This is a genomic window from Pseudoduganella violaceinigra DSM 15887 (assembly GCF_000425385.1).
Classification (GTDB): domain Bacteria; phylum Pseudomonadota; class Gammaproteobacteria; order Burkholderiales; family Burkholderiaceae_D; genus Rugamonas; species Rugamonas violaceinigra.
This window is the reverse complement of sequence record NZ_KE384357.1, coordinates 238204-258122: the sequence shown is the minus strand read 5'-3', so window position 1 is coordinate 258122 and position 19919 is coordinate 238204. Positions and strand designations below refer to the sequence as shown.

Sequence of the window (19919 nt, the reverse complement as noted above, 5' to 3'; positions counted from 1 at the left end):
TTCGGCCGGGCGCTTCACTCCTCGGCGGAGGGGCGTTCTTTCGCTGGTTTCGGCTTGATGCCCCGGTGCGCCAGCGCCTCGCGCAGCAGGAACTCGATTTCCGCGTTCACACTGCGCAAATCCTGGGCGGCCAGACGCTGCAACTCCTCCCACAGCGCCGGGTCTATCCTCAGGGGAAAGGCTTTTTTGCCGGGACTTGCCATTTAATTGTAGAGCGTACCAGTGTTGACAATGGGCTGGGTGTCCTTGTCCGAGCACAGGACGACCAGCAGGTTGCTGACCATGGCGGCCTTGCGTTCCGCATCCAGTTCGACGATATCGCGTTCGGCCAGGCCTTTCAGGGCGGCTTCCACCATGCTGACGGCGCCGTGCACGATTTTCTGGCGGGCGCTGATGATGGCTTCGGCTTGCTGGCGGCGCAGCATTACCTGGGCGATTTCCGGTGCGTAGGCGAGGTGGGTCAGCTTGGCGTCCATGATTTCCACGCCTGCGGCGGCAATGCGCTCGGTCAGTTCGGACTTCAGCGCGTGCGCCACTTCATCCATGCCCGACCGCAGCGTGGTCTCGCCGCCGCGCAGGTCTTCGCCCTCATCGTAGGCATACAGGGAAGCCAGGTGGCGGATCGCCGCTTCCGCCTGCACCGCGACATAACGCTCGAAATCATCCACATCGAAGATGGCTTGCGCGGTGTCGCGCACGCGCCAGACGATGGCGGCGGAAATCTCGATCGGATTGCCGCGCTTATCGTTTACCTTGAGCGTGGGCGCGATCAGGTTGCGGGCGCGCAGCGACAGGCGCTTCTTGAGGTAGAGCGGGAAGGCCCAGCGCAAGCCTTCGCTGCGGTCGGTGCCGATGTAATGGCCGAACAGCATCAGCACGGCGCTTTCGTTCGGCTGCAGCATGTACAGGCCCGGCGCGATGAAAATGGCGCTCACCGCGCAGATGGCCGCAAGACCCGGCTGGAAGGCGCGCAGCATGAGGAAGGCGAGAATCGCCAGCGTGATCACCACGATCAGCGCGAGGTAGCCGCTGTAAGACGAGAACTGCTTTTCATTGCGGGTCATGATCAATCCTATGTGGGGTAAATCAAAGTGATATCACTTTAGTCTCACTTTTTCAGTTTGTCAATTTATTTGCGATTGTTTAACCCCGTATTCCGGGCCCGGCCGATTCCTGTTCAAGAGCGTTCATTTTGAAGGGAGTAATCATGTTGGCAAGGCTCATATTCGTGCTGTGCATGCTGTTCTGCGGTACAGCCCTGGCGCAAATGCCGCCGCCGTTAATCCGGACGCATATCAACGGCGGGGAAAAGCCGGTGCAGGTGCAAAGCGCCGCCGTGCAGACCGTCATTTCCGGCGGCATGGCCGAAACCAGCGTCAAGCTGGTTTTCTACAATCCCAACCCGCGCCAGCTTGAGGGCGACCTGCAGTTTCCGCTCGGCGAAGGCGAGCAGGTAACGGGCTTCTCGCTGGACGTGGAAGGCGAAATGCGGCCGGCGGTACCGGTCGGGAAGGAGCGCGGGCGCCAGATCCTGGAAGCGGAAGAGCGGCGCCGCGTCGACCCGGCCCTGCTGGAGCAAACCCAGGGCAACAACTTCAAGCTGCGCATTTATCCGATTCCTGGCCGCGGCACGCGGACGGTGGAGCTGAAATATGCCGCCATGCTGGCCCGCCAGCAAAAGAGCTGGAGTTACCGGCTGCCGCTGAAGCACTTCAGCGTGCCGGTGAGTCTTGACCTGCGCGTCATGGGCGGAGAAGAAGCGCCGGTCGCCGTTGGCCTGCCGGAGCGCTTCTCGCCGGCCGATGGCGGCTGGCAGCTGGCGGCATCCAAGACCAAGGGCGAGGTGCTGGTGCGGGTAGCGGCGGCGCAGGATAAGCCCCGCAGCTATATCGAGGAATTCAACGGTCAGCAATACTTCATGGCCGAAGTGCCGGTGCCGGCCGAGCGCAAACCGCGCCCCTTGCCGAAAGTGATCGGCGTGCTGTGGGACAGCTCCGGCTCCGGCGCGCACCGCGCACTGGCTGCGGAACTGCGCGTGCTGGCAAGCTATCTTGACGCCGCCGGCAGCGTGGAAGTGCGCCTGGTGCGCCTGCGCGACAAAGCCGAGCCGGTCAAGGTATTCAAGCTGGCAAAAGGCCAGTCGGGGACCCTAGTGCAGGAACTGGAATCGACCATCTATGACGGCGCCAGTGCGCTGGCGGACTGGCAGCCGCAAGCCGATGTCGACGAATACCTGCTCTTCAGCGATGGCCTGCGCAACTACGGCAACGGCACTTTCCCGCAACTGGGCAAAGCTTGCCGCCTATACACCCTGAGTTCCAGCGCAGGCGCCGACGCGGCGCGGCTGTCGGCGTGGGCAGGTGCGAATGGCGGTCGTTACATTGCCATCGACCCGGTCGACGCCCAGCATGCGTCGCAAGAACTGCTTACCGAAGGCGTCCGGGTGGCCGGCGTTTCCGGCATGCCGGCCGGTGATATCGTGGTCGACGATGGCCAGGCCGCCGCCGGCCTGCTGCGCGTAGCCGGCAAGGTGCAGGGCACGGCGGCGCTGGTGCTGGCCCTGGAAAACCAGGGCAGGAAGAGCGAGCTTGTCGTCGAAGCCGGCGGCGCCAACAGCATCCAGCATCCGTTGGCCGCTTGGTGGTGGGCCAACCGGCGCATCGCCCAACTGGAGGGCAACTACGAACTCAATCGCGCGGCAATCCGGCGCATCGGCCTGGAATTCGGCTTGCCGACCCGCGAGACCTCGCTGCTGGTGCTGGAGCGCCTGGAAGACTATGTGCGCCACGATGTGACGCCGCCGCAAAAATATATCGCCGCCTTTGAAAAGATGCGGGCCGAAAACCGCGGCCTGGTGGCGGAGCAGCGCGCCAAACATCTCGATAACGTAGTGCGCGAATTCGCGGCGAAGGTGGCATGGTGGGAAAAGCCATTCCCGAAAGAGCGCCCACCCGCACCGAAGAAGGAAAAATCGGGTAGCGACGATATGCGGATGGTGCCTGAGGCCGAGGTAATGGCGCCACCACCGCCCGCACTGGCGGCCCCGATGGCTAGGATGCCGGCGGCCCCGTCAGCTGCGGCGGCGGAACCGGCTGGCAAGATGGACAAAGCCGACGCGGCGCCGATCAATGGCGGCGCCACGGTCCGGCTGAAGGCCTGGCAGCCGGACGCACCCTATACGGCGCGCATGCGCAAGGCGGCGGTGGGCGATATGTACCGCATCTACCTCGACGAACGGCCATCGCACGTGGGCAGCAGCGCCTTCCTGTTGGACGTGGCGGGCTTGATGCTGGAGCGCGGCCAGCGCGAACTGGGCCTGCGCGTGCTGTCCAACCTGGCTGAGATGGAACTGGAGAACCGCCACGTGCTGCGCGTACTGGCCTATCGCCTGATGGAAGCCAGTGCACCGAAGCTGGCCGTCCCCCTGCTGGAGCGCGTGCAGGAACTGGCCGAAGAAGAGCCGCAATCCTTCCGCGACCTGGGCCTGGCGCTGGCTGCCAGCGCGCAGGAACAGCGGGCGATCGAACAGTTGTACCAGGTAGTGCTGCGGCCATGGGACGGGCGCTTCGCGGACGTGGAGCTGATCGCGCTGTCCGAACTGAATGCCATCGTGGCGCGCGCCAAGGCGGCCGGCCGCACGCTCGACACGCGCAGCATGGATTCACGCCTGCTGCGCAACCTGCCGGTCGACCTGCGCGTGGTGCTGACCTGGGACGCCGACAACAGCGACATGGACCTGCACGTCATCGATCCGGACGGCGAGCGCGCCTATTACGGCCATCGCCTGACGTACCAGGGCGGACGCATGTCGCTCGACTTCACGGGCGGCTACGGTCCGGAGGAATTCATGCTGCGGCATGCCAAGCCCGGCATCTACAGGGTGGAAGTGAACTACTTCGGCAGTGCGCAGCAAATCGTGACCGGAGCGACGACGCTGCAACTGCACTTCACCACCGGCTTCGGCACGCAAAAGGCCGACGATAAAATGGTGACCCTGCGCCTGAAAGGGCAGGGCAGCACCGTACTTGTCGGCGAATTCGAAGTAAAGCCGAAGTAGGCTAGTCCAGCGTTTTCAGGCGTTCCACCAGGGTATCCGGCACCGGATACTCAGGGTGGGCCTTACGGAAGCGCTTCCACTGCGCGGACGCGGCTTGGGCGTCGCCAGCATCGAGCAGGCGCTCGATAGCCTGCAGCCATTCCTTCGGGCTCTCAAAGAAAGCGCGGGCGTCGGCCGGCGCTGCCGGCCGCGCCAACGCCGCCGACTTTGCCGGCGCCTCGGCTGCATCCGCCGCCGGAGATGGCGGCGGCGCATACACCGGCGCAGCGGCTTGCTCCGCGAGCGGCGGTGGAGGCGGCGCCGGAGCCGCAGCGGGTGCAGGCGAAGGCGCGCGGGGCGCCATTTCCGGCTTGGGCATCGGTGGCGTCAGCTTTCCAGTCATAACTGGAGCATCGAGTTTTTTGTCCGGCTTATCGTAGACGCGTGGCACCTCCGCCTTGGCATTCGGGGCCGGTGCTGCCGGTGCAGCCACTTCATCAACAATGATATTGCTATCGTTGATCGGAGATACTTCATGCTGCTGCATGCTGCGCCAGACCGGAAGCAGGATGGCGATGCCGGCCAGGCTGGCCGCGAACGCCAGCGGCGCGCGATAACGGTGCAGCAGGCCGGGGCGGCGCAATGGTTCCGGAGCCGGATCATTGGCAGCCGCAGGACCCGGCGCCAGGTCCTTTTGCACCTGGGCGAAGATGGCCGCATCGAGCTCCGGAGACGGCTCCGGCTGCCGCATGGCGGACAGGCGGCGCGCCAGTTCAGCGTCCTCGAAATCTTCCTTATCGACAGGCGTCATGCCGTCTCCTCCTGCTTGAATTGCTCGCGCAGCTTGCGCATGGCGTAGCGCAGGCGGCTCTTCACGGTCTCCGACGGCGCCGCCACCACCAGCGCGATTTCATCGATGCTCAAGCCGCTGAAATGCTGCAAGACCAAAGCCTCCTTCTGCTCTGTTGGCAGGAGGCGGATGGCGGCGTGCAGCGCCAGGTTTTGCTGGCGCTCCAAAGCAGACGCCTCGGCCGAATCCTGCACATGGCTCAAATCGCCGCAATCGTCGATATCGGGCTGGCGCTGCAAGTCGGCCAAGCGGTTCCGGCCAATCTGGAACAGATAACCGCGGAAGCTACCTTGCGCAGCATAGCGTTCGCGCGCGTGATGGACCGCCAGCCAGGTTTCCTGCGCCACCTCATCGGCCCATTCCGTACGCCCGCTGCGCCAGGCCAGGAAACGGTACAAACCGCGGCTATGGCGGCGGTACAGCTCCTGGAAAGCCGACAACTCGCCATCGCGGTAGCGCAGCATCAGTTCGTCGTCGGAATATTCGATAAGCATAGGGCGGGGCAGCTTCTACTAGAGCGAAACCAAGGCGCCCACTGTAGACAATTCATTGACTCTACGCAAGCCCAGCCAAAAGTCGGGGTCAGGTCTGTCATTTGGACATCCGGTGCCAGTCTTTGATCCCTATCAATACGCAAAATCGGCAGTTTTTCCGTCTTGAGATAGATCAAAGGATGGTGTTGCGTGTCCAAATGACAGACTTGACCCCGAATTTGACCCCGAATTTTGCCGGAAATGGCAAATAAAAAGCCGCCCGGAGGCGGCTTTGCTGAGGCGGAAGTCGAACGTTATTCGTAGTCGCTCGAGTTCAGGCCCATCACGTGCGAGAAGCCGCCGTCGACGTACATGATGTCGCCGGTGATGCCCGAGGACAGGTCGGACAGCAGGAACGCCGCGGCATTGCCGACTTCTTCAATCGTCACATTGCGGCGCAGCGGGGCGTGGCCCGAAGCGAAGCCCAGCAGTTTGCTGAAGTCCTTGATGCCGGAGGCCGCCAGGGTCTTGATCGGGCCGGCGGAAATGCCGTTGGAACGGATGCCATGCTTGCCCAGGTTCTCCGCCAGGTAGCGCACCGATGCTTCCAGCGATGCCTTGGCCAGGCCCATGGTGTTGTAGTAAGGGATCGCGCGCACCGCGCCCAGGTAGGACAGGGTCAGCACGGATGCGCCTGGCTTCAGCAGCGGCAGGGCGGCTTTCACCATCGCCGGGAAGCTGTAAGCCGAAATATCGTGGGCTACGCGGAAGTTCTCGCGGCTCAGGCCGTCCAGGAATTCGCCGGCAATCGCTTCGCGCGGGGCGAAGCCGATGGCGTGCACGAAACCGTCCAGGCGATCCCAGGATTTGGCCAGGTCGGTGAACAGGTTGGCGATTTGCTCGTCGCTGGAAACGTCACAGTCGAACACCAGCTTGCTGTCGAATTCCGCTGCGAATTCAGTGATGCGGTCTTTGAAGCGCTCGCCAACGTAGGTGAAAGCCAGTTCGGCGCCTTCGCGGTGGGCAGCTTTAGCGATGCCGTAAGCGATGGAACGGTTCGACAGGACGCCAGTAATCAGGATTTTTTTGCCTTGCAAGAAAGCCATATCTACTCCAATGGGGTTATACCGCAAGAACGGGATTGTAAACGTGGCGACGCCACCCCTGCAAGTTTGGCAAGGGCTGGCGTGCGTTTACGGCGTTCAGTTGCTACGGTGGGTTTTGGATTTGCCGGCTTCGTCACGCTTGACGCGTGCCTTGACCATGCTGACCGCAGGCTTGGAATCGCTCTGTGCAGAGGAAGCCTGGCGGTAGTTGCTGCGTTTCGGGCCGGCGCGTTCGCTGTCGACGGCCATGACGGCGTTTTCGATCACGTCGGCTGAAATGTCCGACGCGGCCGAGGCGGAAATATTCGGCACCAGGATGGTCGAGCCAGCCTTGAGCACCGATTTCTGCGGGATATTGTTGGCCTGGCGCAGTGCATCCGGGGTGGTGCCGAAGCGGTGGGCCAGGGAGGCGATGTTTTCGCGGGCGCTGGAAATCTTGTGCGTGGTCCAGCTCGACAGGGCTTGGGTCCAGGAGGCCAGGTTGGCGGCGAATTTGGCGGCATTTTCGGTCGGCAGCAGGATCTTGGTCTGCTCGTTGCCGGTAATGACGGGCTTCTTGAACTGCGGGTTCAGGGCCTTGAATTCGTCGACCGAGATTTCGGCCAGCTTGGCGGCCAGCGCCAGGTCGATGTCGCGGGTCTTGTCGATCGCGGTGAAGTAGGGGGTGTTGTCGATCACCGGCAGGTGCAGGGCGTACTGGGCCGGATTGGCGACGATGTTTTTCACCGCCTGCAGTTTCGGCACGTAGTTGCGCGTCTCGGCCGGCATCAGCTCGGACAGGCTTTCGAAATCGGTCGGCTTGCCGGCGGCGCGGTTGCGCTGGACGGCTTTCTGCACATTGCCTTCGCCCCAGTTGTAGGCGGCCAGGGCCAGGTGCCAGTCGCCGAACATGGTGTACAGGCGCTGCAGGTAGCTCAGGGCGGCGTCGGTGGACGCAAGCACGGAGCGGCGGTCATCCTTGAAGGCGTTCTGCTTCAGGTCGTAGTCGCGGCCGGTGCCCGGCACGAACTGCCACAGGCCGGCGGCATTGGCGTTGGACAGGGCTTGCGGGTTGAAGGCCGATTCGATGAAGGGCAGCAGGGCCAGTTCGGTCGGCATGCCGCGCTTTTCCAGCTCTTCCACCACGTGGTAGAGGTAGAGCGAGGCGCGGGCGGTGGTGCGGTCGATGTAGTCCTGGCGGTCGGCATACCATTTGGCATGCTTGTTCACCAGGTCGTTATTGACGTCGGGAATGGCGTAGCCGGAGCGGATGCGGCCCCAGACGTCGGTTTCCTTGTATTCTTCAACGGCGGGCTGTAACACCAGGGATTTCGGGGCTTCAGTTGCTGCCAGGGCCTGCGTTGCCGGGACCGCGGCGCACAGCGCCAGGGCGATCAGGACAGTTTGTTTGATTCGTGCTTGCATAGTATTTCGTTGCTGTTTCGCTGTTGTCGTCAAGAAACATCGGACGGACTATCTAAGGCCGGAGTGTAGGGACGAAACCCTGTCGCGTCAAGCAAAAATTCGCTATGTATCTGATTTTCTTGGATAAATATGTCGAAGAGGTTATATAATTGACGTCTTGGATAACGTTTTCTGGATGTATAAATGAGCAAGACCCGAGTGGATTATGAGGCCGTGATCGCGGCGACCGAGCAATGGCTGGAAAAGGCGGTGATTGGCCTGAATCTGTGCCCTTTTGCCAAGGCCGTGCACGTGAAAAAGCAGGTGCGTTACGTGGTGTCGGAGGCTTCGTCGCCGGAAGAGCTGCTGGAAGACTTGATCAAGGAGCTGGAGTTCCTGGCGGCGGAAGACCCGGAAATCGTGGATACGACCTTGCTGGTCCATCCGCTGGTGCTGCAGGATTTCGAGGATTACAACGAATTCCTCGATGTGGCCGATGCCGCCCTGGAGGAGCTCAAGCTGGACGGCGAGCTGCAGGTGGCCAGCTTCCACCCCAATTACCAGTTTGCCGATACCGATAAGAACGATATCTCGAACTACACCAACCGTTCGCCTTATCCGACCCTGCATCTGCTGCGCGAGGCGTCGATTGACCGTGCGGTGGAGGCGTTCCCGGAGGCGGCCGATATCTTTGAGAAGAATATCGAGACCATGGAAAAACTCGGCCATGAGGGCTGGGACAAGCTGGGCTTGCAGGTGAAGTGATGGCGGAAAATAAAGTCCCCGAGCGGCCGGATACGCCTTGCGTGGCGGTTTGCTCCACTACCTTTGATGAGATTTGCCGGGGTTGCGGCAGGACGTATATCGAGGTCGCGCACTGGGTGGCCATGAGCGCGGAGGAAAAGGAGAAGGTGTGGGAGCGGATTCTGGCGCAAGGGTATCCGCGGCGGAATACCTGAAACCGGTAAATCGGGGTCGGACCCAAGGGTCTGCCCCCCAACGGTCTCCGGGCCTACTGCCTGGTTTGAGGTTACACAACCGGAACCTTTGGCCGCTGATGAAACGGGGTCTGACCCTTGGGGCAGACCCAGGTTTACCGGTTTACTCAGCCTTCCACGCCCCAATAAAGTCCTTCTTCCCAATCTCCAGCCCGTTATGGCGCAGGATGTTGTACGCGGTGGTCGCATGGAAAGTGAAATGCGGCAACGCATAGTGCATCAAATACTCTTGCCCCACCCATTGCTTGGCCTTTTCCCCGCTGCCGGTCGTCACCGAGCGTTGCGCCGAATCCTCAATTGCCTGGCGCGGCAGCGCATCCAGGAAGGCCAGCGTGCGCTGGATGCGCAGTTTTAGTTCACCAATGGTCTTTTCAGTGTCTTCATACGCCGGCACATCGGCCCCGGCCAGGCGTGCGCCCGCGCCCTTGGCGAAGTCGGCGGCAATCTGGATCTGGCGGGTAAAGGGCAGCATGTCCGGGAACAGGCGGAATTGCAGCAGGGCATTGGGATCAATCTTCTTTTCCTCGACATAGGCTTCGGTTTTGTCGAGGATGGCCAGCAGGCTGCCCAAAATCTGGCGGAACACGGGAATCGATGCGGAATACATGGAAAACGACATAGGGGAACTCCTCCGTTTATAGAGTGGCGATGATACCAAGTTACGTGCATAATTGCTGTCGGATAATCTTTTCCAGCACACCCGCTTAATGGCCCGGAATTTTTATAACAAACTAAGGTCCCGCCTGAGCGCATTGTATGGCTTGTCCATTTATGGCGCCTTGTTGCTGGTGGTATTCGGCGGCCTGGTCATTCCGGCCATTATCGGCTCCTATCTGCTGATCGGGGTGCACGAGCAGAAATCGGCACAGACTGCGCTGAATGAAGCATTGCAACGCAACGCCGACATCCTTGCACTCGGCATGCAGGAATCCCTGTGGAATATGAACGCGGAATCGGCCCACTCGCTGGTCGAATCCGTGATGCGCGACCGTTCTGTGCTGCAGGTGCAGGTGACCGGCCAGGCCGATACCCAGTTCATGCACGTGGAAGCGCCCAAGCGCGCCATCGGCAATGTGGTGCGCGCGGAACGCGAGATCACCGTGCGCGGCGAGAAGATCGGCCGCATCATGGTCGAAATGGACGATGCCCGCAGCCAGCAGGAACTGCGCGAGAAGCAGCTGTCCTATGTCTTCGTGTTGGCCGCCCAGCTGACCGTGTCGCTGCTGCTGATCGTGCTGTTCCTGAACCAGCGCCTGCTGAAGCCCTTGCGCAAGCTGATGCGCTTTTCCGACCGCCTGTCGCACGGCGATTTCGAAACCCGCATGGAGCTGCGCGGCAGCGATGAGCTGGGGCGCCTGGCCGGCCAGCTGGACCAGATGCGCGTGGCGATCAAGCACTTGTTCGAGGATATCGCCCAGCGCGAGGAGCGTTTCCGCACCATCGTGACCCAGGTGCCGGGCGCGGTGTTCCGCTTCCGCCCGGACGGGCCGATCGATTTTGTGTCCGATGCGATCGAGGAGATTTCCGGTTATCCCGCGGCGCAGTTCATGCGCAGCACCACCCATGCCTGGGCCAACCTGATTTGTCCGGAAGACCGTAAGCGCCAGCGCCGCGTGGTGGTGCAGGCGATCAACGACGGCAAGCCTTACGAAATCGAATACCGCATCATCGATTCCACCGGCACCGAGCGCTGGGTGGCGGAGAACGGCCAGCCGCAGGCGGCGGAGGCGGGCGGTTCGTCATGGGTGGACGGTATCATTTCCGATATCAGCCAGCGCAAGCACAATGAAATGCGCATCGAGGCCTTGCTGGCCGAGCAGAGCGCGATCCTGGACAATGTGATGTTCGGCGTGATGTTCGTGCGCCATCGCACGATCGTGTCGGTCAACCGGCGCTGCGAGGAGCTGTTCGGCTACGAGCCGGGCCAGATGCTGGGCGCGTCGACCGCCATCGTGTTCCCGACCACCTTCGATTTCGAATCGGCCGGTGCGCGCCAGTATTCGACGCTGGGCAGCGGCGAGTATTTCAGCGAAGAGCGCAATTACCGCCGCAAGGACGGTTCGCTGTTCTGGTGCATGGTGTCCGGCTGCGCGATCGACCAGAACCGCCCGAACGAAGGCTCGATCTGGGTGTACGCGGACATCAGCGCGCGCAAGGAGGCGGAGGAGAAGCTGCGCCTCTCGGCCACCGTGCTGGAACACATTGCCGACGGCGTGATGGTGATCGACGACAAGGGCACCATCGTGGCGGTGAATCCGGCGTTCACCCAGATCACCGGCTACACGGAATCCGAAGCATTGGGGCACGACCGCAGCCTGACCCGCTCCGGCCGGCATGACGAAGCCTTCCACACCGGCTTGTGGAAGGAGCTGGTGGAGCATGGATATTGGCGCGGCGAGATCTGGAGCATGCGCAAGAGCGGTGAGTTGTACCTGGAGTGGGTGACCCTGACGGCGGTGCGCGATACGCGTGGCGTTACCACCCACTATGTCGGCGTTTTCAGCGATATCACCCAGGTCAAGGAATCGCAGGAGAAGCTGGACCATCTGGCCCACCACGATGCGCTGACGCAGTTGCCGAACCGCTTGCTGTTCCACGACCGCCTGCACCATGCCATCCAGCGCGCCACACGCGCCAACGAGCAGCTGGCGCTGCTGTTCATCGACCTGGACCGCTTCAAGAACGTCAACGACACCCTGGGCCACCACATCGGCGACGAGCTCCTGAAGCAGGTGGCGCACGCGCTGTCGGACAAGCTGCGCGAGGGCGATACCCTGGCGCGCCTGGGCGGCGACGAGTTTATCGTGCTGCTGGAGGATGTGGAGGGCCAGTACGGCGCCGGCCAGGTGGCGGAAAAACTGGTGACCATGTTCGAGAACCCGTTCATGGTGGCGGGCCACGAGTTGTTCGTGACCTGCTCGGTCGGCATCTCGGTGTTCCCGACCGATGCCAGCGACCTGAATATGCTGATCAGGAATGCCGACGTGGCCATGTACCAGGCCAAGGCGCGCGGCCGCAACGGTTACCGCTTCTATTCGCCGTCCATGACGGGCGAGGGCGTCGAGCGCCTGCGCCTGGAAACCTATCTGCGCCGCTCGATCGAAAAGGAGGAAGTGTTCCTCAACTTCCAGCCGCAGGTCGAGATCGATACCGGCAAGCTGCTGGGCGTGGAAGCGCTGGTGCGCTGGAACCATCCGGAGCTGGGATTGGTGCCGCCCAACCGCTTCATCCCGCTGGCCGAGGACACCGGTTTCATCGACCAGCTCGGGCAGTGGGTATTGTATGAGGCCTGCCGCCAGATGGTGCGCTGGCAGGAGGCCGGCCTAAACGTGCCGAAGATGGCGGTCAACCTGTCGGCACGCCAGTTCGAGCGCGGCAGCATGGTGACCAAGGTGGCCGACATCCTGCGCGAAACCGGCCTGGAGCCGCATCGCCTGCAGCTGGAGGTGACCGAGTCCTTGATCATGAACACCGGCGATGCGCTGGCCTTCATCAACGATTTGCACGCGGTCGGCGTGTCGCTGGCCATCGACGATTTCGGCACCGGCTATTCCTCGCTGGCCTACCTGAAGCAGATGCCGGTGCAGACGCTGAAGATCGACCGTTCCTTCATCAAGGATATTTCCACCGATGCCAATGATGAAGCGATCGCCATCGCCATCATCCAGCTGGGCCGCAGCATGAACCTGTCCGTCATCGCCGAGGGCGTGGAGACGGAGGAGCAGGCGGCCTTCCTGCTGCGCCACGGCTGCAACCAGGCCCAGGGTTTCTATTACAGCCGTCCGGTGATGCCGGAGGATTTGCTGCAGCGCTGGCTGCCATAACAGGAGTGCCATGCTCAAACCGAACAAGTTTTCCCGCCGCCGTTTCCTGCTGAGCGGCCTTGCCGTTGCCGGCGCCATGGTGGTCGGCTGGGGCGTGATGCCGCCGCGCCAGCGCGTGCGCGGCAAAGCGCCGCTGCCGCTCGAGGGCGCTGCGGTGGCCTTGAACGGCTGGATTGCCATCGCCCCCGACGGCTCCGTGCAGCTGGCCATGCCGCGTGCGGAAATGGGGCAGGGCGTGCATACCGCGCTGTCCATGCTGGTGGCGGAGGAGCTGGATGTCGGCATGGATGCGATCAAGCTGATTCAGGCGCCGGCCGACAAGATTTACGCCAATCTGGCGGTCATGCGCGAGACCTTGCCCTTCCACCCGGACGATACGGGCCGTTCGCGCGCCCTCGCCAGCTGGATGCTGGGCAAGGTGGCGCGTGAAATGGGTATTGTGATTACCGGCGGCTCGTCCAGCGTCAAGGATGCCTGGTCGGCCATGCGCGAAGCCGGCGCCACGGCGCGCGCCATGCTGGTGGCGCAGGCGGCGCAGGAGTGGAAGGTGGCGCCGGAGCAGGTGCGCGCCGAAAACGGCGTGCTGTATCACGACATCAGCAAGCAATCGGTCGGCTACGGCGCCATCGCGGCGCGCGCGGCGCTTGGCCAACCCGGCAAGGTGACGCTGAAGGATCCGCACAGTTTCCGCCTGATCGGCACCGCAGTGCCGCGCCGCGATTCGCGCATCAAGTCCGAAGGGGCGGCCATGTACGGCATCGACGCGCGCCCGGAGGGCATGGTGTATGCGGCGGTGCGCATGTCGCCCGTGGTGGGCGGCAAAATCGCCGGCATCATGCCGGCGCAGGTGGCGACGATGCCGGGCGTGCTGGCGGTGGTCGATTTTTCCAATGTCATTGAAGAGAATTACGGCGCAGGGGCCGGCGTTGCCGTGGTCGCGCGCAGCTACTGGCAAGCCAAGCAGGCCGCCGCCGCGCTGCCGGTCCGCTGGGACGAGGGCGCCAACGCCAAGCTGTCGAGCGAGGCGATCTACCAGTCGCTGTCCAGCGCCCTGGAGTCCACCGGCGGCGACAATTATCACCGGCGCGGCGACATGGCCCTGGCGGCCGGCGCGCTGCGCACCATCAAGTCGGTGTACCGGGTGCCCTACCTGGCGCATGCCTGCATGGAGCCGATCAATTGCACGGCCCAGGTCAAGGACGGCAAGGTGACGGTCTGGGTCGGCACGCAGGCGCCGACCTTCGCGCGCAACGCCGCGGCACGGGTGGCCGGGGTGGGCGAATCGGATGTGGTTCTGCACGAATGCCTGCTGGGCGGCGGTTTCGGCCGCCGCCTGGAGGCGGACATGGTGGCGCAGGCGGTGGCGATCGCCCGCGAAGCGAAGGGCTTGCCGGTGCAGGTGATCTGGACCCGCGAGGACGATACCACGCATGATGTGTATCGTCCGGCGGCGATGGCGCGCATGACGGCCGGCCTGGATGCGGCCGGGAATGTCGTCTCCTGGGATGCCAAGACGGCAGGGGGCGCGCTGACGCACCAGTTCACCAGGCGCAACCTGCGCATGCCCGGCGCCGGGCCGGACCGCTCCACCGCCGAAGGCGTGTACGACATGCAGTACGAGATTCCCAACCAGCAGATCAACCACGTGGTGGTGGACAGCGCCATCCCGCTGGGGAACTGGCGCTCGGTGGGGCACTCGCAGAACGCCTTCTTCAAGGAGAGCTTCGTCGACGAGATGGCCAATGCCGCGGGCAAGGATCCAGTGGAGTTCCGCCGCACCATGCTATTGAACCATCCGCGCCACCTGGCGGTGTTGAACGCCGCCGTCGCCAAGGCCGGCAAGGCGCCGGCAGGGCGTGCGCACGGGGTGGCGCTGCACCAGTCGTTCGGCACCATCGTTGCGCAAGTGGCGGAAGTGTCGCTGCAGGACAAGCAGATCCGCGTGCACCGCGTCGTATGCGCCATCGACTGCGGCATTGCCGTCAATCCGAACATCATCGCGCAGCAGGTGGAGTCGGGCGTGGTGTACGGCCTGTCGGCGGCCCTGGGCGGGGAGATCAGCATCAAGGATGGCAAGGTCGTGCAAAGCAATTTCGCCGACTATCCGGTGCTGCGCATGAATGAGGTACCGCAGGTGGAAACGGTGATCATGCTGAGTGCCGAGCCGCCGGAAGGCGTCGGGGAACCGGCCACCCCGGCGATCGCTCCGGCCGTGGCCAATGCGGTGTTTGCATTGACCGGCCAGCGCCTGCGCAGCTTGCCGCTACGCCTGGCCTAGCAGGGCGCGCAGGTTGCATTCCTGCTGCCATTGACGGCGCTCCTGGGTGGAAGCGGCCTGGCGCGCCAGTTCTTCATCGGAGAGTTCGGCCTGGGCCTCGACCAGGCGATGCGCCACGTTCGGATCGGGCAGCATGGTGCCGAAGAAGGCCACATGCGCGTGGCGCTGGATCAGCAGGGTGGGGAAGTTTTCGACATCGAGGTCGCCGACCAGGTCGGCGTGGTCTTCGATATCGACCCACAGGAAGTATTTGTCCGGATGGCGGCTCGCAAGTTCTTCGAAGACCGCCCGGTAGGATGCGCAAGTGCCGCACCAGGCGGCGCACAGGCAGGCCACGACCAGGTGATCCTGCGCCAGCGCGGCGGCCACTTCGGCGCGGTTGTCGGCATGTAGGGTAGTACTGTGCATGGGGTGCTATTGTACATGGCCACAGGTTAAAATACCGGCCATGGCTACTATTCTTGCAATCGAAACATCCTCCGAAATGGCTTCCTGCGCCCTGCTGCGCGGGGAGCGCGTGTATTTTCGCGAATCGTCCGGCGTGCGCACCCATTCCCAGGCCGTGCTGCCCATGATCCAGGAATTGCTCGCGGAGGCGGGCATTGTTCTGCGCGATTGCGACGCCATTGCCTATGGCGCGGGTCCCGGTTCCTTTACCGGTGTGCGCACCGCCTGCGGCATTGCGCAGGGTCTCGGTTTCGGCGCCGGCTTGCCGCTGCTGCCCGTGGTGACCCTCGATGCCATGGCCCTGGCCTGCCTTGCGCGCCACGGTTCCGATGAGGTCCTGGCGGTGCTCGACGCTCGCATGAACGAAGTTTACTGGGCCCAGTACCGCTTTGACGGCGGCCAGCCGGTCGCCGTGCTGCCGCCGGCGCTTGCCGCGCCGGGCGATGTGGCCCCCGCGGGCCCGGTGCGCGCCTGCGGCAACGGTATTGCCGCTTACGCCGAGGCTTTCGCCGGCAAGGAATTCGCGGATGGCGCCGACGGCGCGATCATGCCGCACGCGGTCCAGGTGGCGCAGCTGGGCCGGGCCGCTTTCGCTGCCGGCCATGCCGTGCCCGCCGCCCAGGCGCAGCCGCTCTACCTGCGCAACAAGGTCGCCTATACCAAGGCTGAACGGGAAGTGATGAAGGCGGCGCAGGCATGATGCATCAGTTATGGGATCTGGCTCGGCTGATTTACGAGCCGATGCAGGAAGCCGACCTCGACGAGGTGGTGGCGGTGGAGCAGCAGGTTTATCCCTACCCTTGGAGCCGCGTCAATTTTGCCGATTCTCTGTCGCAGGGCTATCACGCCTGGGTCCTGCGCGCGCAGGACCGCCAGCTGATGGGGTATTTCCTGGTGATGGGAATCGTCGACGAGGCGCATTTGCTGAATGTGGCCGTGGCGCGCAACTGGCAGGGCCGGGGCGTGGGACGCCTGCTGGTGAACCAGGCTGTCGCCTTGTCGCGCGGGCTTGGCATGGAGTCCATCCTGCTGGAAGTGCGGCCGTCCAATGTACGGGCGCTGGAAATCTACCAGCGCTTCGGCTTTTCCGAGATCGGCCGCCGCAAAGGCTACTATCCCGCCGCCGACTCTACCCGCGAGGACGCCATCGTGATGCGTTTTGGACTATGAGCGATCGCCGCTCCGCAGTTTTCCTTGAAGAGATGGGCGTAGGGCCGCAGTGGCGCCTGCGCAGCCGCGCCGTGGTTGCCGACGCTGCTGCGCTCGACCTTGCTGCGCTTGACGTTGCACCGGCCGCCGAGCCGGAGCCGGCGCCGCCGCTGCCCGTCGCTGCCGCCGCAGCGCACGCCCCTGCAGCCCTGCCGGAGGCGCCCGCATTAGCGCCGCAAGCGCCATCGCCTGTTGCGCCACGCCCCGCCTCGGCGCCTCAAGCCGGCGCGGAAGCTGCACGCGAAACGCTTCCCGAGGCGCCAGCCGCGCCGGCGCGCGTGCCCGGGACGCCGAGCATTGCGTCGACCGGCGAAGATATGTCCTGGTTTGACGACGCGCCGACGCCCGAATACAAGCCGCAGCGCAAGAAAGTGGCGCCAGCGCCGGAACCGGTACTGGCTGCGCCGCCAGGCCGAAGCGCAAACGTGCCGCCGCCAGCGATGGCCGACGACGCGCCGGCGGACGAGCCGCCAAGCTGGTTCGACGACGAGCAGCCCGCTGCTGCGCGCCGTGCGGAGCCGCGCGCAGGCCGCGCCACCGATGAAGAAATCGCCCACATGGATTGGCCTGCCCTGCAAGCGGCGGTAGCAAGCTGCACGCGTTGCGCGCGCTGCGCAACCCGCCAGCAGGCCGTTCCGGGCCGGGGCGATGAGCAAGCTACCTGGATCGCCCTCGACGCCGCGCCAGGATCGGAGGAAGACAGCGCGGGCTACCAATTCGCCGGCGATAGCGGCTACCTGCTCGACAATATGCTGAAAGCCGTCGGCCAGACGACGGACCAGGGCGCCTACCTCACCAGCCTGGTGAAGTGCCACAGCCCGAACGCAGCCAGTCCGGAAGAACTACAAGCCTGCCGGCCATACCTGCAGCGCGAGCTGGAACTGACGCAGGCCAAGGTGATCGTCGCGTTCGGCCACGCCGCGGGCAAAGGCTTGCTGGGCGGCGCGGCGCGCGGCCGCATCATGCTGCACGGCAGCGTGCCGGTGGTGGCCACCTACCATCCGTCCGACTTGCTGAAAAAGCCGGAAGAGAAGGTCAAGGCATGGCAGGACTTGTGCCTGGCCAAAGCCGCCCATGCCGGCCGACGCTAGTTCATTCCATCGAAAGTGGGGCCACCTCGCGCGGCCCCATGTCCGCGCGCTGGCCTGGCTGCTGGATTCGCCCGATCTGCTGGACCCGCACAGCCCGCACTGGCAGGGCAGGATCGCCACACTGGGCCCGGTATCGCCCGCTGTCGCCAACTGGCTGGCCGATCTTGATGCGGATCCGTCGCCGCTCGATGCGGCGCTCGGCAACCGCTTTTACTCGCGCCTTGGCCTGTACGCCGAAAAACTGATGGCCTTCTATTTCGCCGCGCATGGCACGCTCGCCGCGCACGGCCTGCAAGTCCGCGACGGCAGGAACGGCACCATCGGCGAATTCGACTTCCTGCTGCGCGAGGAGGGCCGCGAAGGCTTGCGCCATATCGAATTCGCGACCAAGTTCTACCTGTTGGACGGCGATCCGGATACCGGCAACTACAACCGTTTGGTCGGCCCGAACCTGGCCGACACCCTGGGACTGAAGATGCGCAAGATCTTCCAGTCCCAGTTGCAATTGTCCCGGCATCCGGCCGCGCAGCAGCTAGTGCCCGCGCCGGTGGTCTCGGCGCAGGCGCTGGTCAAGGGCTGGCTGTTCTACCACGCCGCCGAAGCCGCACCGCGCATCGAAGGCATTTCGCCCGATCACTGTCGCGGCCATTGGCGCACCGTGGGCGAGCAAGCCGGGGCGAGCGACGAGCAGTTCATCGTCATGCCGCGCCTGCAGTGGCTCGCGCCGCTGCGCACGCCGGTCGAACGCAAGGAGGATGCGCCGACGCCCGCGCCGCTCGCGCGCCAGGCCTTGCTGGACGTGCTGGCGGAAAAATTCGCCACCGATCCGAACCCGGTGATGGTGGCAACGGTGCGGGAGGAAGGCGGCTGGCTGGAAGAAGTGGAACGCGGCTTTGTCGTGCCGGATGACTGGCGCGCCCGGGCCCAGGCGCGCCGCCGTGACGGGGACTTGCCCGCCTAGTGCTTATGCTCGCCGATCAGCGCGAGTGAATCCTGGACGCGCTGGTTGGCCGCATGCAGCGCCATAATGGCCAGCATGGAGCCCGCCAGGAACAGGCCGAACAGCACGATGATGGTGTTCAGGCCCAGGCCCAGTTTCACCATGAGCGCATACACGGCCAACATGGTCAGGATGGACAGGTTCTCATTGAAGTTCTGCACCGCGATCGAATGGCCGGCACTCATCAGCACGTGGCCCCGGTGCTGCAGCAGTGCATTCATCGGCACCACGAAGAATCCCGACAGGCCGCCTACCACCAGCAGCAGCACGTAAGCGATGCGCAAGTCGTGCACGAAGATCATCGACATCACAATCACACCCATTGCAATGCCGAGCGGTATCACGGACAAGGCTTTGCGCAAGGTGATGAAGCGCGCGGACAGTACGGCGCCCAGCGCCACGCCCACCACCACGATGGCGACCGTGCTGGTGGCCTTGTTCAGCGGCATGCCCAGCGATTGCTTGGCCCATTCCAGCACGATGAACTGCAAGGTGGCGCCGGCGCCCCAGAACAGGGTGGTCACCGCCAGGGAAATCTGGCCGAGCTTGTCGCGCCACAGGACGGTGCAGCAGTCCGCGAAGTCGCGTACCAGCAGGAAGGGGTTGCGCTCCTGTTTTTCGTAGACATAGCCGGTGTCTGGGATGCGCAGGTTGAATACTGTCGCCAGCAGGTAGATCACGCCGACGCATGCCAGGGCGATCTCTGCGACCGAATTCAGGCCGGTGTCGATACCACGCAGGTCAAAGGCGAGCAGGGCGGCCGACACCGGGCCGCCAATCAGGGCGCCGCCCAGGGCGGTGCCCAGGATGATGGAACTGACGGTCAGGCCTTCGATCCAGCCGTTGGCGGCGACCAGTTTTTCAGGCGGCAGCAATTCGGTGAGGATGCCGTATTTGGCCGGCGAGTAGATCGCGGCGCCCAGCCCGGCGACAGCGTAGGCGGCCAGCGGGTGCACGTCATAGAAGAACAGGGCGCAGCCAAAGATCTTGATCATGTTCCCGATCAGCATGACCTTGCCCTTGGGCAGGGCGTCCGCAAAAGCGCCGACGAAGGCCGCCAGCAGCACGTAGAACAGAACGAAGGTCTCCTTCAGCATCGGCGTCATCCAGGCCGGCGACTTCATGATGCCCAGCATGTAGATCGCGACGATCAGCAGCGCGGAGTCCGCCAGCGACGAGAAGAACTGCGCCGCCATAATGGTGTAAAAGCCTCGTTTCATGCTC

Annotated in this window: 18 protein-coding genes; 9 read left to right on the top strand and 9 right to left on the bottom strand. The window is 63.9% G+C overall.

What is annotated here, in order from left to right; genetic code table 11:
* Window positions 1–14: 14 nt before the first annotated feature.
* Window positions 15–203, bottom strand: a complete 189-nt coding sequence (locus H597_RS0120830) for a type II toxin-antitoxin system antitoxin (protein ID WP_028103827.1) — start codon at window positions 201–203, stop codon at window positions 15–17.
* Window positions 204–1064 (bottom strand): SPFH domain-containing protein, encoded by an 861-nt coding sequence (locus tag H597_RS0120825; protein ID WP_035374834.1) that lies wholly within the window; start codon window positions 1062–1064, stop codon window positions 204–206.
* Between the two features lie 143 nt (window positions 1065–1207).
* On the opposite strand from H597_RS0120825, the gene H597_RS0120820 reads away from it, so the two are divergent.
* Window positions 1208–4057 carry a DUF2135 domain-containing protein gene (locus tag H597_RS0120820; protein ID WP_035374833.1) on the top strand — a complete coding sequence of 950 codons (2850 nt, stop codon included), beginning with the start codon at window positions 1208–1210 and terminating at the stop codon, window positions 4055–4057.
* A 1-nt stretch (window position 4058) separates the two neighbouring features.
* Here H597_RS0120820 and H597_RS0120815 read toward each other — a convergent pair whose 3' ends face one another.
* The 4 genes from H597_RS0120815 to H597_RS31850 all read right to left on the bottom strand — a co-directional run bounded on the left by H597_RS0120815 (window position 4059) and on the right by H597_RS31850 (window position 7869).
* Entirely contained in the window at window positions 4059–4847 is a 789-nt protein-coding gene (locus tag H597_RS0120815) for a hypothetical protein (protein ID WP_028103824.1), read from the bottom strand.
* Window positions 4844–5380, bottom strand: a complete 537-nt coding sequence (locus H597_RS0120810) for a sigma-70 family RNA polymerase sigma factor (RefSeq protein ID WP_028103823.1) — start codon at window positions 5378–5380, stop codon at window positions 4844–4846. The genes H597_RS0120815 and H597_RS0120810 overlap by 4 nt, the downstream gene beginning before the upstream one ends.
* 293 nt (window positions 5381–5673) lie before the next feature.
* Entirely contained in the window at window positions 5674–6465 is a 792-nt protein-coding gene (fabI, locus tag H597_RS0120805; RefSeq protein ID WP_028103822.1) for an enoyl-ACP reductase FabI, read from the bottom strand.
* Between the two features lie 96 nt (window positions 6466–6561).
* On the bottom strand, window positions 6562–7869 hold the full coding sequence (locus H597_RS31850) for a transglycosylase SLT domain-containing protein (protein ID WP_051293969.1): 1308 nt from the start codon (window positions 7867–7869) through the stop codon (window positions 6562–6564).
* A 183-nt stretch (window positions 7870–8052) separates the two neighbouring features.
* Between H597_RS31850 and H597_RS0120795 the strand changes: the two genes are divergently transcribed.
* The gene (locus H597_RS0120795; RefSeq protein ID WP_028103821.1) at window positions 8053–8613 is read left to right on the top strand and encodes a DUF1415 domain-containing protein; all 561 of its coding nucleotides are present in this window, start codon (window positions 8053–8055) and stop codon (window positions 8611–8613) included.
* Complete coding sequence (locus H597_RS0120790) at window positions 8613–8807, top strand: DUF1289 domain-containing protein (RefSeq protein ID WP_028103820.1); 195 nt, start codon at window positions 8613–8615, stop codon at window positions 8805–8807. Before H597_RS0120795 ends, H597_RS0120790 begins: the two co-directional genes overlap by 1 nt.
* Window positions 8808–8949: 142 nt before the next feature.
* Here the strand turns inward: H597_RS0120790 and H597_RS0120785 are convergent, their stop codons facing one another.
* Complete coding sequence (locus H597_RS0120785; RefSeq protein WP_028103819.1) at window positions 8950–9465, bottom strand: DUF1993 domain-containing protein; 516 nt, start codon at window positions 9463–9465, stop codon at window positions 8950–8952.
* A gap of 88 nt (window positions 9466–9553) precedes the next feature.
* Between H597_RS0120785 and H597_RS0120780 the strand changes: the two genes are divergently transcribed.
* Entirely contained in the window at window positions 9554–12670 is a 3117-nt protein-coding gene (locus H597_RS0120780) for an EAL domain-containing protein (protein ID WP_028103818.1), read from the top strand.
* Window positions 12671–12680: 10 nt separating this feature from the next.
* A complete protein-coding gene (locus H597_RS0120775; RefSeq protein ID WP_028103817.1) occupies window positions 12681–14948 on the top strand; it encodes a xanthine dehydrogenase family protein molybdopterin-binding subunit in 2268 nt (755 codons plus the stop codon).
* On the opposite strand, the gene H597_RS0120770 is transcribed toward H597_RS0120775, so the two are convergent.
* Complete coding sequence (locus tag H597_RS0120770) at window positions 14934–15356, bottom strand: thioredoxin family protein (protein ID WP_028103816.1); 423 nt, start codon at window positions 15354–15356, stop codon at window positions 14934–14936. The two genes, H597_RS0120775 and H597_RS0120770, sit on opposite strands and share 15 nt — an antisense overlap.
* 40 nt (window positions 15357–15396) lie before the next feature.
* Between H597_RS0120770 and tsaB the strand changes: the two genes are divergently transcribed.
* Genes tsaB through H597_RS0120750 form a run of 4 tightly spaced genes read left to right on the top strand, consistent with a single transcriptional unit; the run spans window position 15397 to window position 18656 of the window.
* Entirely contained in the window at window positions 15397–16095 is a 699-nt protein-coding gene (gene tsaB / locus H597_RS0120765; protein ID WP_028103815.1) for a tRNA (adenosine(37)-N6)-threonylcarbamoyltransferase complex dimerization subunit type 1 TsaB, read from the top strand.
* Complete coding sequence (gene rimI / locus H597_RS0120760; RefSeq protein WP_028103814.1) at window positions 16095–16565, top strand: ribosomal protein S18-alanine N-acetyltransferase; 471 nt, start codon at window positions 16095–16097, stop codon at window positions 16563–16565. The genes tsaB and rimI overlap by 1 nt, the downstream gene beginning before the upstream one ends.
* Window positions 16562–17695, top strand: coding sequence for a uracil-DNA glycosylase family protein (locus H597_RS0120755; RefSeq protein WP_028103813.1), 1134 nt, complete (start codon window positions 16562–16564; stop codon window positions 17693–17695). Before rimI ends, H597_RS0120755 begins: the two co-directional genes overlap by 4 nt.
* On the top strand, window positions 17679–18656 hold the full coding sequence (locus H597_RS0120750; RefSeq protein WP_028103812.1) for a DUF1853 family protein: 978 nt from the start codon (window positions 17679–17681) through the stop codon (window positions 18654–18656). Before H597_RS0120755 ends, H597_RS0120750 begins: the two co-directional genes overlap by 17 nt.
* On the opposite strand, the gene lplT is transcribed toward H597_RS0120750, so the two are convergent.
* Entirely contained in the window at window positions 18653–19915 is a 1263-nt protein-coding gene (gene lplT, locus H597_RS0120745; protein WP_028103811.1) for a lysophospholipid transporter LplT, read from the bottom strand. The genes H597_RS0120750 and lplT overlap by 4 nt on opposite strands.
* Between the last annotated feature and the right edge of the window lie 4 nt (window positions 19916–19919).